The 13,749-nt window shown below is 69.0% G+C and carries 13 protein-coding genes; 4 read left to right on the top strand and 9 right to left on the bottom strand.

The features are described from left to right. Positions 1–6 precede the first annotated feature (6 nt). The 3 genes from ACF8O7_RS18470 (at position 7) to ACF8O7_RS18460 (ending at position 2,818) form a co-directional block, all read left to right on the top strand. Positions 7–879, top strand: a complete 873-nt coding sequence (locus ACF8O7_RS18470; RefSeq protein ID WP_012202141.1) for a CoA ester lyase — start codon at positions 7–9, stop codon at positions 877–879. Positions 880–1,066: 187 nt separating this feature from the next. Then, positions 1,067–2,134, top strand: a complete 1,068-nt coding sequence (locus tag ACF8O7_RS18465) for a tripartite tricarboxylate transporter substrate binding protein (RefSeq protein WP_126311601.1) — start codon at positions 1,067–1,069, stop codon at positions 2,132–2,134. A gap of 138 nt (positions 2,135–2,272) precedes the next feature. Continuing rightward, complete coding sequence (locus tag ACF8O7_RS18460; RefSeq protein WP_012202143.1) at positions 2,273–2,818, top strand: hypothetical protein; 546 nt, start codon at positions 2,273–2,275, stop codon at positions 2,816–2,818. 58 nt (positions 2,819–2,876) lie between these two features. On the opposite strand, the gene ACF8O7_RS18455 is transcribed toward ACF8O7_RS18460, so the two are convergent. From ACF8O7_RS18455 to ACF8O7_RS18435, 5 genes are all read right to left on the bottom strand, one after another. Further along, positions 2,877–3,329 carry a PaaI family thioesterase gene (locus ACF8O7_RS18455; protein ID WP_043789514.1) on the bottom strand — a complete coding sequence of 151 codons (453 nt, stop codon included), beginning with the start codon at positions 3,327–3,329 and terminating at the stop codon, positions 2,877–2,879. A 194-nt stretch (positions 3,330–3,523) separates the two neighbouring features. Further along, on the bottom strand, positions 3,524–4,522 hold the full coding sequence (locus ACF8O7_RS18450; protein WP_275826761.1) for a tripartite tricarboxylate transporter substrate binding protein: 999 nt from the start codon (positions 4,520–4,522) through the stop codon (positions 3,524–3,526). Positions 4,523–4,542: 20 nt separating this feature from the next. Continuing rightward, positions 4,543–6,123 carry a class I adenylate-forming enzyme family protein gene (locus tag ACF8O7_RS18445; RefSeq protein ID WP_126311602.1) on the bottom strand — a complete coding sequence of 527 codons (1,581 nt, stop codon included), beginning with the start codon at positions 6,121–6,123 and terminating at the stop codon, positions 4,543–4,545. A 30-nt stretch (positions 6,124–6,153) separates the two neighbouring features. Further along, the gene (locus tag ACF8O7_RS18440) at positions 6,154–7,122 is read right to left on the bottom strand and encodes a tripartite tricarboxylate transporter substrate binding protein (RefSeq protein WP_126311603.1); all 969 of its coding nucleotides are present in this window, start codon (positions 7,120–7,122) and stop codon (positions 6,154–6,156) included. 324 nt (positions 7,123–7,446) lie between these two features. Next, the gene (locus tag ACF8O7_RS18435; protein WP_016450234.1) at positions 7,447–8,751 is read right to left on the bottom strand and encodes a Glu/Leu/Phe/Val dehydrogenase; all 1,305 of its coding nucleotides are present in this window, start codon (positions 8,749–8,751) and stop codon (positions 7,447–7,449) included. A 176-nt stretch (positions 8,752–8,927) separates the two neighbouring features. Here ACF8O7_RS18435 and ACF8O7_RS18430 point away from each other — a divergent pair, with 176 nt between their 5' ends. After that, positions 8,928–9,746 (top strand): fumarylacetoacetate hydrolase family protein, encoded by an 819-nt coding sequence (locus tag ACF8O7_RS18430; RefSeq protein ID WP_126311604.1) that lies wholly within the window; start codon positions 8,928–8,930, stop codon positions 9,744–9,746. Positions 9,747–9,770: 24 nt separating this feature from the next. Here ACF8O7_RS18430 and ACF8O7_RS18425 read toward each other — a convergent pair whose 3' ends face one another. The 4 genes from ACF8O7_RS18425 to ACF8O7_RS18410 form a co-directional block, all read right to left on the bottom strand. Next, entirely contained in the window at positions 9,771–10,649 is an 879-nt protein-coding gene (locus ACF8O7_RS18425) for a PPK2 family polyphosphate kinase (protein ID WP_017404944.1), read from the bottom strand. Positions 10,650–10,676: 27 nt separating this feature from the next. Continuing rightward, a complete protein-coding gene (locus tag ACF8O7_RS18420) occupies positions 10,677–11,078 on the bottom strand; it encodes a hypothetical protein (protein WP_016452176.1) in 402 nt (133 codons plus the stop codon). Positions 11,079–11,083: 5 nt separating this feature from the next. Further along, positions 11,084–12,730 carry a hemagglutinin gene (locus tag ACF8O7_RS18415; RefSeq protein ID WP_267178767.1) on the bottom strand — a complete coding sequence of 549 codons (1,647 nt, stop codon included), beginning with the start codon at positions 12,728–12,730 and terminating at the stop codon, positions 11,084–11,086. Positions 12,731–12,798: 68 nt separating this feature from the next. Then, on the bottom strand, positions 12,799–13,731 hold the full coding sequence (locus tag ACF8O7_RS18410; RefSeq protein WP_016452174.1) for a LysR family transcriptional regulator: 933 nt from the start codon (positions 13,729–13,731) through the stop codon (positions 12,799–12,801). Between the last annotated feature and the right edge of the window lie 18 nt (positions 13,732–13,749).

Genomic DNA, 13,749 nt, shown 5'->3' with positions numbered 1-13,749 from the left:
ATCCGCATGCACGATCTGGCGCGACAGGCCACTTCCTTTCTCTTCGTCCCCGCCACGCGGCCCGAGCGCCTGGGCAAGGCCCTGGACAGCGGCGCCGACATGGTCATCGCCGACTGGGAGGATGCCGTGGCCCCGGCCGACAAGGACGGCGCCCGCCAGGCGCTGGCCCAGGCCGTGGGTGCGCTGGAAGGCCCGGCCCGTGCCCGCCTGCTGGTGCGCATCAACGCCGAAGGCACGCCCTGGCATGCGGATGACCTGCGCGCGCTGGCGCAGCTGGTGGAGCAGGGCGTGGCCGGCGCCATGGTCTCCAAGGCCGAGCGCGCCCAGACACTGCATGCGGTGGCCCAGGCTGCGGGCGCACGGGCGGCCGTGCTGCCCCTCATCGAAAGCGTGGCCGGCCTGGACGCGGCCGACGCCCTGGCTGCCGCGCCCCAGGTGGTGCGCCTGGCCTTCGGCCACCTGGACTTCCAGGTCGATGCGGGCATGGCCTGCGAGCAGGGCGAGGAAGAGCTGCTGCCCATGCGCATGGCCCTGGTTCTGGCCTCGCGCCGCGCCGGCATCGGCGCGGCCGTGGACGGCGTGACGGTGGACACGCGCAACCCCGAGCGGCTGGCCCAGGACGCGGCACGCGCGCGGCGCATGGGCTTTGGCGGCAAGCTGTGCATCCACCCGGCCCAGGTCCAGCCCCTGCACGCCGTCTTCGACCCCGATGCAGCGGCCGTGGCCCACGCGCAGCGCCTGCGTCAGGCCCTGGCCGAGGCCGGAGGCGGCGTCTGCGTGCTGGACGGCCGCATGGTCGATGCGCCCGTGCTCAAGCAGGCCGAACAGGTGCTGCTGCGCCATGCCTGGGCGCAACAGAGATCTGCAGCACGATCTTGATGAAAATGAGACTGAAAGGCCGTTTTGCACTCAGAGTTTTCTGATTCTGGTGCAAGCAGTCCAATGATTTCCCTGATGGTGAATCCATCTGCCTCGAATACGCTTGGCCAACTCGATTGATTTCGAGACGGCGGTTTCTTGATCCGGTGTCTCCACCCACGGTGGCACCCAGGCAAAGGAGCGTGTGATGGCAGTGATCTCGGGGACGGCATCGAACAGCGGATTCAACGGCCAGTTGAATGACCGACTTGAAGACCGACTGGATAACCGATTGAATCGGCGCCAGGCGCTGGCCCTGGCGGCCGGCGCCGTGGCGGCAGGGCCCGCCAGCGTGCTGGCGCAGGCCGGCTTTGCCACGCGGCCCGTGCGCATCGTCGTGCCCTTTGCGGCGGGCGGCGCCACCGACGTGATTGCGCGCATCCTGGGCGAGCGCATGGCCCAGCAGCTGGGCCAGACCGTGGTGGTGGACAACAAGCCCGGCGCGGCCGGACTGATCGGCGGCGAGATGGTGGTCCGCTCGGCGCCCGACGGGCTCATCCTGCTGCTGGGCACCACCTCCACCATGCTCACCAACAAATACCTCTACAAGAAGACCGCCTACGACCCGCTGACCGACCTCACGCCCCTGTCGCGCGTGTGCATGGCGCCCATCGCCCTGGTGGTCACGGCCGACGTGCCCGCCTCCAACCTGCGCGAATTCATGGCCTGGGCCCAGGCCAACGCGGGCAAGCTCTCGTATGGCTCCTACGGCATAGGCTCGCACGGCCACCTGGCCTGCGCCGTGCTCAGCGACATGGCCGGTGCCGGCATGGCGCATGCGGCCTACCGGGGCGAGGCGCTGATGGTGCAGGACATGCTGGGCGGGCGCATCCCCATCGGCATGGGCAGCCTGCTCACGCTCAAGCCCCATATCGATGCAGGCAAGCTGCGCGCCCTGGCCGTCACCGGCACGCGCCGCGTGCCCCTGCTGCCCGAGGTGCCCACCTTTGCCGAGGCCGGCTACCGCCACGAGGCCATGGAACTGTCCGGCTGGCTGGCCATCGCCGGCCCCAGGGGCCTGCCGGCCGACCTCACGCGGCAATGGGGCGAGATCTCCAACCGCGCAGTGGCCAGCCGCGAAGGCACGGCCCGCATCATCGCGGCCGGTTTCGTCCCTGTCGATGACGACAGCCCTCAGCGCTTCGGCAAGGCCTGGGCACAGGAGGCTCCGGTCTGGGGGCGGCTGCTGCAGTCGGCGGGGGTGCAACCCGGTTGATGGCGCACAGCGGCCCTGGTTGCCCAAGGCTGCACTCATGCCCTGTGCTGTAATCGCCCCTCCTCAGGCGGCCCCCGTGGTGCAATGCCATGGCGGGACAGCCCGTGGTTTCTCAAACATTCAAGAGAGGGTATTACCGTGAGTGCATTGGTCATCAAGGCCTGGAAAGCCAGCGAGCAACCCATAGACGACAAGGGCAACCACATTGCCATCACAGGCCGCGAAGGCGGCCTGGTCGCCTGGATCCTGTCCAAGGTCAACATCGATCCCACCACCACCATCCGCGTGGGCAGCGAGCGCCTTGAGTTCAGCAGCGCCTCGCTGTCGGGCACCCAGTCGCGCCTGATCCCGCTGCAGGGCATCTGCTCCACCTACTACGGCTATCACAAGCCCTGGAAGACGGCGCTGGGCATCGGTGCCCTGTCCCTGTTCATGGGCGGGTCGATGATGGCCCAGAGCTTCTTTGCAGGCCTGGTGGTCATGCTGATCGGCTGGGGCATCGCGGCCGTCATCTACTTCCTGAACCGCACCCTGACGCTGGGCTTCATCGAGAACAGCGGCGCAGTCAACGGCATCCAGTTCAAGCGCTCGGTGATCGAGAACATCGACATCACCCAGGAGCAGGCCAGGCAGGTCTGCGAACTGATGCAAAAGCTGATCGAGGCCAAGGAAAAGCGGCTCTGACGACGCGGCGGCACGCAAGTGCCGTCCGGCGCCATCCGGCGCCGCGTGTGCCCTGCGCTCAGGCCTGTGCCGGGCTGCGCGCCATCAGCTTGAAGGTGCCCGTGGCCAGGGCCACCAGGGTGCCGTCCTCGGAACGCACTTCGCCGCGCGCGAAGCTGATGGAGCGGCCGCGCCGCTCGCAGTGGGCGGTGGCGATGAGATCGCCGCTGCCGGCGGAGACGTAGTGCAGCGTGAGATCGATGGTGGCCACGCCGAAGGCCGTGGGGTCATGCGAGCGGCAGGCCGAGGCCAGGGCGCAGTCCAGCAGCGAGGCAATGGCGCCGCCGTGCACGTCGCCGCGGCTGTTGGCCTGGTCCGGTTGAAAGCCCATGCGGATCTGGGCGCGGTCATCGCCGATGCGTTCACCGCTGAGCTTCATGGCGCGGGCCATGGGCATGGGCAGCCCGAAGAGGATGCCGGGCGCCTCGCCTTCGAAGGGGTTGGCCGGGTGTTCTTTGATGGGTGTATTCATGGACATGATCATCGCATTGGGCGCGGCGCTCGAGACTGGCGTGTACCGACTCCGGGGCACCGAGGAAGGGCCTACGCCGGCCGCGCCGCCCCGCACCGAGGGTGCCGCCGGTTGCCCGGATGCCCCCCTCCCGCGAAGCGAGAGAGGGCGCCGTGCACACGGGGGAAGCGGCGCAGCCGCTCAGGGGGTGACTTTCAATCCACCCGTGCACCTGTCGATTTGACGACAGTGGCCCAGCGCGTGATTTCCTTGTCGATATGCGCCTGCAGCGCCTCGGGCGTGGAGCCCACGGGCTCGTAGCCGCCGGCGGCCAGCTGGGCCTGCAGCGCGGGCTGGCGCAGGGCGGAGGCGATCTCGCGGCTCAGGCGCTGGGTGGCTTCGGCGGGCGTGCCGGCCGGCGCGATGACGGCGTACCAGCCGGTCACGTCGAAGCCTGCGATGCCCTGCTCCTGGATGGTGGCCACCTCGGGCGCCAGCGCCGATCGCTGCGGGCTGGTGACGGCCAGCGCGTGCATGCGCCCGCTGCGGATGTGGGGCATGGAGGTGGAGATGCTGTCGAAGGTCAGGTCGATGTCGCCGGCCAGCATGGCGTTGACCACGCCCGCGCTGCCCTTGTAGGGCACATGGGTCATGCGCACGCCTGCCATGGAGCCGAAGTACTCGGCCGCCAGATGCCCCGTGTTGCCGTTGCCCGCCGAGCCGAAGGTGAGCTTGCCGGGGTTGGCCTTGGCGGCCTGGATGAGTTCCTGGATGTTCCTGGCCGGCAGCTTGCTGCTGGCGGCAACCACCATGGGCAGGTTGGCCACCAAAGACACGGGCGCGAAGTCGCGGCGGGTGTCGTAGGGCAGCTTGGGATAGAGGCTGTCGTTGATGGCATGGGCGGCCAGCACCATGAGCACCGTGTAGCCATCGGGCCTGGCGCGCGCCACGTATTGCGAGGCCAGCGTGCCGCCCGCGCCGGGCTTGTATTCCAGCACCACGGGTTGGCCCAGCTGCTGCTGCAGCTGCACGGCCAGCGGGCGGCCCAGCAGGTCGGCACTGCCGCCGGGTGGATAGGGAATGACCAGCTGGATGGGCTTGGCAGGCCAGGCATCGGCAGCATGGGCGAGATGGGTGGCCGGGGCCAGCAGGGCGCAGGTCGCCAGGGCCAGGCAGGACAGCAGGCGGCGGCGCGGGAGTGGGTGCATGGGCATGGGCATGGGGGGACTCCGTTTCATGAAGTGGACAGGGCGTCGACTTGGTACTGCTCGCGCAGCGCGCGCTTGAGCACTTTGCCGATCTCGCTGCGCGGCAGGCTGGCGGCCAGCCGCAGCTCGGCCACGCGCTGGGTCTTGCCCACGCGGGCGTTGAGCCATTCGCGCAGCTCGGCGGCCGAGGGCGTGGCATCGGGGCGCGCCACGGCGTAGGCCACGGGGGTCTCGCCCCAAGCATCGGAGGGCACGCCGATCACCGCGCATTCGGCCACCTGCGGGTGCTGCAGCAGCACGGACTCGATGTCGCTCGGGTAGACGTTGAAGCCGCCCGTGATGATCATGTCCTTCTTGCGGTCGCCCAGCACGATGAAGCCGTCCTCGTCCAGGCGGCCCACGTCGCCGCTGCGGATGAAGCGCAGGCCCTGGGCATCGAACCATTCGGCCTCCTGCGTCTTGTCGGGCAGGCGGTGGTAGCCGCTCATCATCCCGGCCGAGCGGCCCACGATCTCGCCCTGCTCGCCGGGCGGCAGTTCGCGGCCCTGCTCATCGATGAAGCGGATGTCGGCGCCCGGTCCCGGCCTGCCCACGGTGTGCAGCTTGTCGGGGAAGTCATGGCAGTGCAGCTCGCAGCGCACGCCGCCTTCGGTCATGCCGTAGTACTCGATGAGCCGTCCGGGCCAGCGGCGCAGCACCTCGGCCTTGAGCGCGGGATGGAAGGGTGCGCTGGTGCAGAACTTGTGCCGCAGGCGGCTCAGGTCGGCGCCGTCGAACCCCGGGCACTGCATCAGCCGCTGGTACTGCACGGGCACGAGCATGGTGTGGGTGGCACGGTGGCGCTCGGCCAGTTCCAGGCAGTGCGCCGCGTCGAACTTGCGCATCAGCACCAGGGTGCCGCCCAGCCCCAGGGTGGGCAGGGCCGCGACCAGGGTGGTGTTGGAGTACAGCGGCGTGGCGCACAGCGAGACGGCATCGGGCCCGTAGCCGTTGTGGATGGCGCGCTGCACGTGGGCCCAGCGCATGGCCCAGGACTGGACGATGCCCTTGGGCACGCCCGTGGTGCCCGAGGAGTAGATGACGTTGAAGGGCCAGTCGGGCTGGGGGTGGATGGGCGTGGGTGCCGTGCCATGGTCCGCTTCGTCCGCAGCCAGCCATTGCGACCACGGCATGCCGGCCTCGGCAGCGCCGTCCAGGGCCACGCATTGCAGATCCTGTCCGGCCTGCAGCGGCCATTGCGCGGCGGTTTCCGCGTCGCGCAGCACCAGCCGGGCGCCGCAGTTGTCCAGCATGGCGCTCAGGTGGCCGGCCGTGGCCGACGGGGCCAGCGGCGCCACGGCCACGCCTGCGCGCAACGCGCCCAGGAAGACCAGCACGTACTCGGGCGAGCTGCCCGCGCAGATGGCCACCACGTCGCCGGGGCCCAGGCCCTGGCGTTGCAGGCGCAGGGCCACGCGGTCCATGCCCAGGCGCAGCGCGGCGTAGTCGAGGCTGCGGCCGTCCATGGCCAGGGCGGTGTGGCGGGGGCGCTGGCTGGCCTGCAGCGCGACGAGTTCGGGCAGCGAGCCAAAGGGCTGGCGCAGCAGGGCGGCGATGTCTTCTTGCATGGGAGGGGAGGCACGGACGGGAGGGGAGAACTATTCCAGCGACAGGCCTGCGGCCTTGACGATCTGGGCCCAGCTCTTGCGTTCCTGGGCGATGAAGGCGTCGTACTCGGCCGGTGTCTCGCCACCGGGCACGCCGCCCAGGTCGGCAAAGCGCTGGCGCACCTCGGCCGTCTGCATGGCGCGCCGGGCCGACTGCTGGATGCGCTCGACCACGGCATCGGGCGTGCCGGCAGGGGCCAGCAGGCCGAACCAGGCCGTGACCTGCATGGGCACGCCGGCCTCGGTCATGGTGGGCACCTCGGGCAACTGGGCCGAGCGCGTGGCGCTGGTGATGGCCAGCGCGCGGAACTTGCCGCTCCTGATGTGCGGCATGGAGCTGGGCAGGTTGTCGATCATGTAGTCCACCTGCTGGCCCAGCAGCGCCGTGACCGCAGGCGCGGCCCCGGGAAAGGGCACGAGCGTGACCTCGATGCCGGCCTTCTGGCGGAACATCTCCGAGGACATGTGCGGCGACTGGCCCACGCCCGACGTGGACACGTTCAGGCGCCGGGTCCTGGCCAGCTCCACCAGCTCGCGCACGCTGCGCACGGGCGAATCGGCATGGACCACGAGGATGTTGGGCACGGAGATCACATTGGTGATGCCGCGCAGGTCGCTTTCCTTGTAGCTGAGCTGCTTGTACAGGCTGAAATTGATGGCCACCGGGCCGATGTTGCCCATGAGCAGCGTGTAGCCATCGGGCCTGGCGCGCGCCACCTGGGCCGTGCCGATGCTGCCGCCGCCACCGCCCTTGTTCTCCACCACCACCGAGGTGCCCAGGTCCTTGCCCATCTTCTCGGCCAGCACGCGCGCGGCAATGTCCGTGGTGCCGCCAGCGGCGGCCGGCACCACGATGGTGATGGGGCGTTCAGGCCAGGCCGCCGCCAGCGCGGCGGCAGGAGCCAGGGAGAAAAAAGGCAAAGAGGCCAGCAGGGCCAGCATGCTGCGGCGGACGGTCATGGGCAGTCTCCAGTTCACTGCCCGCAACGATAGAAAACCCTGGGCCACAGGGCACCAGGGTTTGACTGGAGATCCGCTTCGCCATTCGGAAACCCGCGCTTAGGCCCACTGGAACGGGTGCTAACCCCTTGCCAGCACCAGAAAAGAGCCAAAGAAAAAAGGCGCCGAAGCGCCTTTCATTGACCGTGTGGTGCACAGCGCCAAAAACTGGCGCGGCCCAAGTCAGGGACACCGAGCAAGGGCCGCCCCGCCGCGAGGGTGTCGTCCCCCTCCCTTGCGAAGCAAGCAGAGAGGGGGAAGGCGCGTCAGCGCCTCAGGGCGTGATCAGGGATACAGTCCCCGCATTTCGCGGGCATGCAGGATGCGCTGGCAGGCCACGATGAAGGTGGCGGTGCGCAGCGTCACGCCGTGCTGCTGGGCCACCTGCCAGATGGCCGCGAAGGCGTCCTGCATGATGCGCACCAGGCGGGCGTTGATCTCGTCCTCGCTCCAGAAGAAGCTGGAGAAGTCCTGCACCCATTCGAAGTAGCTCACCGTCACGCCGCCGGCATTGGCCAGCACGTCGGGCAGCACCAGCACGCCCTTTTCGGTCAGGATGTCGTCGGCCTCGGTGGTGGTGGGGCCGTTGGCACCCTCGATCACCATCTTGGCCTTGATCTTGCCGGCGTTGTCCTTGGTGATCTGGCCTTCCAGTGCGGCGGGGATCAGGATGTCGCAGTCCACGCCCCAGAAATCGGCAGCGTCCATGGCTTCGGCGCCGTCAAAGCCGCCCACGCCGCCCTTGGCGGCCACGTGGGCCAGCAGGGCCGTCACATCCAGGCCGTTGGCGTTGCGGATGGTGCCGGTGTGGTCCTGCACGGCCACGACCTTGGCGCCCGCGTCGGCGAACAGCTTGCCGGCCGTGCCGCCCACGTTGCCGAAGCCCTGCACGGCAATGCGCGCGCCCTGGACCGACAGGCCGGTCAGCTTGGCCGCTTCCACGCCCACGGTGAACACGCCGCGGCCGGTGGCCTCGACGCGGCCCAGCGAGCCGCCCAGGTCCACGGGCTTGCCCGTGACCACGCCGGTGGCGGTGGCGCCGGTGTTCATGGAGTAGGTGTCCATCATCCAGGACATGATCTGGCCGTTCGTGTTGACGTCAGGCGCTGGAATGTCCTTGGAGGGGCCGATCAGCAGGCCGATCTCGCTGGTGTAGCGGCGCGTCAGGCGCTCCAGCTCACCGCGTGACAGCGTCTTGGGATCGACACGGATGCCGCCCTTGGCGCCGCCGTAGGGCACGTTGACGGCCGCGTTCTTGACCGACATCCAGGCCGACAGGGCCATGACTTCGGACAGGGTCACGTCCTGGTGGAAGCGCACGCCGCCCTTGCCGGGGCCGCGGCTCAGGTTGTGCTGCACGCGGTAGCCTTCGTAGTGGGCGATGGTGCCGTTGTCCAGCTCGATCGGCACATCGACGATCAGGATGCGCTTGGGGCGCTTGAGGGTTTCGACCCAGCGGGCGAGATGGCCCAGGTAGGGGGTGACGCGATCGACCTGCTGCAGGTAATTGCCCCAGGGGCCGAGGTGATCGGCCTGCAGGTAGGAAGGGATGGCGTGGTTGGTAACGCCGGCCGAAGCGGGTTGCTGCATGGTGGTTCCACACAAGAGTTGTCTGAGGGTTTTGAGCTTATTCCCGGGGCTATGCGCTGTCCAACGCCTTATGCGCGAGAGCCTTATGCATTTAATGCATAACCATGGGATCGCCTTGTCCAGCGGACAATCGGGGCCGCTTGCGACCCTCCGATGCACTCCAAGAAAGCCGCTCCATGACGAACAACCCCCGCACTCCCACAGACCTGGCCCATGCGCTGCTCCAGGCGCGCCACAGCGGCGAATTGCTGGATGCCGACGACTGGGCCGACGTGGTGCGCACGCCCGCAGATGCGCAGGCCGTGCAGGCCGCCATGGCGCCCGCCCTGGGCTGGCGCGTGGCCGGCAGCCAGCAGGGACCGGGCCGCGTTCCGGGCTACTGGAAGTCTGGCGCGCCGCGCCGCGATGCCCCGCTGACCCATGCGCCGCTGCCCGAAGAAGGCGTCTGGGCCAGCCCTTCGGTGGCCGGTGGCGCGCCGCTGCACCTGCGTGGCATCGAAGCCGAGATCGCCCTGCGCCTGGGCCGCGAGGTGACGGCCGAGATGGCTGCCGCGCTGCAGCCCGGCGATGGGCTGGAGCTGATCGACGGCATCACCGCCGCCATCGAGGTGGTGGATACGCGCTGGCGCCAGCACCTGAAGGCGCCGCCGCTGCTGCTGGCCGCCGACGGTCTGTGCCATGGCGCCCTGGTGCTGGGGCCGTGGCAGGACGCTTCGCGGCTGCTGCCGCGCGAGTCGCCGCGGGACTGGTCTGCCCAGGTCTGCCGGCTGCGCGTGGGTGCGGCGCCGCTGCAGGCGTTCACCGGAACGCATCCGCTGGGCGATCCGCTGTGGCTGCTGGCCGGCTGGTTGCAGGAGCTGGTGCGCCGCTATGGCAACGTGCCCGCAGGCACGGTGGTGACCACGGGCACATGGAATGGCCTGGCCTTTGCCCAGGCCGGCGACCTGGTGGTGGCCGAGCTGGACGGCATCGCCGAGGCCCGCCTGCAGCTGTGAGGCTTCAGGCAGGCCATCGAGTGATCAGGTGATCTTGTAGTCCTTGAGGGCCGGATCGCCGGGCGGAAAGCGCAGTTCCAGGTTGCGCAGCACCTCGCGCAGCAAGGTGGCGATCATGAGGTTGCGGTGCGTCTTGGAGTCGGCCGGCACGATGGTCCAGGGCGCCCAGGGCGTATGCGTGGCGCCCAGCAGCTGGCCGTAGGCCTGCTGGTAGTCCTTCCACTGCGTGCGCACCTTCATGTCGTTCTCGTCGAACTTCCAGTGCTTGGCCGGGTCGTCCAGGCGCTCCTGCAGGCGCATGCGCTGTTCGTCGGCGCTGATGTGCAGCAGGAACTTGACGACCACGGTGCCCGTCTCGCTGAGCATGCGCTCGAAGTCGTTGATGTGGGCAAAGCGCTGGCGCTGCTGCTCGGGTGTGATCCAGCCGTTGACCACGGGCACCAGCACGTCCTCGTAATGGCTGCGGTTGAAGACCGTGATTTCGCCAGCGGCAGGCACCTGCTGGTGGATGCGCCACAGGTAGTCATGGGCGCGCTCGGCCTCGGTGGGGGCCTTCCAGCCCACGGCGTGCACGCCCAGCGCACTCATGCGGCCGAAGACGCCACGGATGGTGCCGTCCTTGCCCGCCGTGTCCGTGCCCTGCAGCACGACCAGCAGCTTGTAGCGGCGGTCGGCGTACAGCAGGTTCTGCAGCGCATCCAGCTCCTCGGCCAGGGCCTCGACGGCGACCTTGTCCTCGGCCTTGCCGTTGCCATTGGAAAAGGGCTTGGCGCCCGGGTCGAAGTCGGCCAGGGCAATGGGTTTGTCCTTGTCCTTGTCGGACCTGGCGGAGCGCGGCTGCCATTGTTCCCAGAGCTTTTGCACGGCCGCATCGCGGCTGGAGAAAGGGTTGGAGGCGTCCATGGATAGAGCGGTGGGTGAGGTGGAATGTCAGGGCCGGGCGCGAATGGATTGCACCTGCAGTTGCGGCTGCGCCATCGAAGGCGCGGCGCCAGCGGCGGGCCTGGGGCCGGGCTGGCCCCGGACTTCCACGTTCTGCCGCTGCCACTGCGTGATCTGCTCGGCGCTCAGGCCCTGGAGCTGCCAGGTCTCGCCGGAGGTGGTCTGCAGCACGGGCTGCTCATGGGGCGCATTGCCGCGCAGCACCAGACGGCCTTGCAGGGTCAGGGGCTGGCTTGGTTCAGCCGCCGCACCCGAGGCCGGCGCAGCCGCGCTGGCGGCGGGCGAAGCCGGGGCCGAGCAGGCGCTCAGCAGGGCCAGGCCGCTGGCCAGCAGCAGCGGCAGACTGCGGCGCAGGCCGCGGGCGGAAGCAGTCGGGTGTGCGTGGTTCATGGCGTTCAGCGTACGACGGCTGTCAGCGTGCTGCCTGCCGGAACACGCAGCTGTTCCTGGTAGGTGCCTTGCGCATCAGGCTGACGCAGGAAGGGGAAATGGCCGCGCGCATTGAGGTTCACCGGTACCGTGGTGGGCAGGACCCGGGAAGACGCCAGGCTGCTGCCGTTGATCGCGGCCAGGGTAAAGCCCTGCTCCGTGCGCGCGGGCCAGCCATAGCCGCTGGGCACATCGCCGGGCAGCAGTGCGATGTTGGCGCCCCAGCGCTGGATGGCGACCGGCAGCGTGGGGCCGCCCGCTTGCTGTATGGCATTGCCCAGGACCTGCAGCGAATCGGTGGACGTGGTGTTGCTCAGCAGCTGCTTGTAGAAGCCCACGCCGTACTGGCGCACCAGATAGGCGCCCAGGCTGCCGTTGACGTCGTAGCCGAAGCAGGGCGCGGCGGTGTCGGCGCTCCAGGCGGCGGGGTCGCAGTTGAAGCCCGAGCGGGACAGCCAGGAAGGGACGCGTCCATTGGCGATGGAGTTGAAGCCGGGCGTGACGCGCTGGGCCACGATGTCTTCGCCCATCATGGCGCTCATTTCCTCCAGGAAGGTGTCGAACGCGTAGTCGGTTCCCGGCTTGGACAGCTGGACGCTGCGGCGGTAGAAGTTCGTCATGTGGACGAACTCATGGGACAGCGTGCTGATCTGGTTGGTCATGCCTTCGGCAGGATCCAGGTACAGCGTTTCCGTATCCATGTAGAACGACAGCGATTGATTGCTGTACTTGAGGTCGGGGTTCGCCGGGTCCTGCTTGAAGTTGTTCAGAGACCAGAAATAGCCCAGCAGCCCGTACGGAGTGCGGTCCGGAACGAAATTCACGAACACGATGTCCAGGGGCTGTTCGGGGTCGATGAGGTCGCTGTAGGAGTGAGCGCCCCAGGGCTCGCCCGACAGCCCCGTGATCAGGGGATAGACCGCGTCGGAGCCGCTGGTGAATCGCTGGAGCAGCGTGTCGAGCATCGCATCGCTGACCTTGGCAGCGTCGTACTCGCTGTCTTCCAGCCAGACGTTGATGGTGCGGGTGCCGGTGGGCGTGGGCACGCTGGCCTGGCGTCTGAGCGTGGCCTGGCGGGCTTCGATGCGGGAGTCGCCGGGTTGGACGAACCAGCTGCGCTGGCTGCCCACGGGCAGGATCGCCGCTGCCTGCGGCTTGATGGATTGCCGCGCCTGCATGTCCGCTGCCGTCAGGCGGGGCTTGAAGTTGCGGATGCGCTCGGGAATCCGGTTGACCGTCGTGGGTGCGGCGCTGAGGCTTTTCTGGGCCGTGGCGGTGGTCGCCGCAGGCGGAGTCAGCGTCAGGGCGGGCATGGGCACGCTGGCGTCGCCGTTGTTGGTGTAGATCAGCGTGACCTGCTTGCTGCCCAGGTTGGTCAGACCCACAGGGATCTGCTGCTCGGCCTGCGTGGTGTTGGTGTAGCTCCAGACGCCCACGCCCTGGCCCGAATAGGTGGTGGCATTGGCCGCGCCGCAGGCCGTGCCCGAGCAGGCGGCGGTCAACTGCGAAGACGGGCCGGACGGGCCGCCGCCTCCACCTCCGCCGCAACCGGCCAGAACGGCGCCCAGGGCCAGTGCGATGGCGGTCTTGCTGTGATGATGATCAAAGAACATGTTTTCCCTTCCTCTTGTGTGACCTGCTGCTGGAGATGTGGATTTTTGGTCCGATATGGCGAGAGATGCTACCCGATGCGATCCGCATCGCTGTCCGGCAACGGCCGCACCGGCACCTGCAACTGCTCCACGAACCGCCGCGCCGCCAGCCCCAGCGGGCGCTCCTTGGACCACACCCAGTCGACGAACAGCTGGGTGCCGTTGCTGATGTTGCACAGCGGAATGCGCAGCAGCGCGCCCGTCTGCAGCAGGGGCTCGGCGACGCTGAAGGGCAGCCACCCCCAGCCCAGGCCGGCCGAGATCAGCGACAGGGCCGCCAGGTGGCTGTCCGTGCGCCACAGCTGGTGCGAGAACACGAAGCGCGGATCGGTATGGGCCAGGTCGCGGCTGGCCAGCAGGATCTGGCGCGCGCCGGCCAGCTGGCCCACGTCCAGGCGCTGCTGCCCGTCCACGCCCAGTTGCCGGGCCAGCGGGTGCCTGGCCGCCATCACGGCGACCATGGTTTCCTGGCCCATCTCCTGGAAATCCTCGCGGCCGTCGATGGCCGGGCGCTCGAAGACCAGGGCCAGATGCGCGCGGCCCGAATGCAGTTCCTTGAGCGCATCGACCTGGGCGGCCACCAGCACTTCCACCTCCAGACCCGGGAATTCCTCGACCAGCGGCTGCAGCGGCGCGGCCCAGGCCGTGGACAGCAGCTCGGGCGCGATCACCAGGGTCAGCCGCTCCTCCAGTCCCTGGTGCAGGGCCAGCGCCTGGTGGTTGAGCTGCTGCAGCTGGGCGGCCAGCAGCCGGGCCTGGGGTTCGAGTGCGCGTGCCGCCGCCGTGGGCCGGGGCTCGCGGCCGCTGCGGTCGAACAGTTGCAGGTCCAGCTCGGCCTCCAGCTGGGCGATGGCCATGCTCACGGCCGAGGGCACGCGGCCCAGCTGGCGCGCGGCGGCGGAAAACGAGCCGTGGTCCAGCACGGCAATGAACAGCGGCACCTGGTCGGCTGGAAAGGACATGGTGGGGACTTGTCAGAT

The sequence above is a fragment of the Delftia sp. WSY_16 genome, assembly GCF_043104415.1.
Classification (GTDB): Bacteria; Pseudomonadota; Gammaproteobacteria; order Burkholderiales; family Burkholderiaceae_C; genus Comamonas; species Comamonas tsuruhatensis.
The sequence above is the reverse complement of the archived record's forward strand: the minus strand, read 5'-3'. Positions and strand labels throughout refer to the sequence as shown.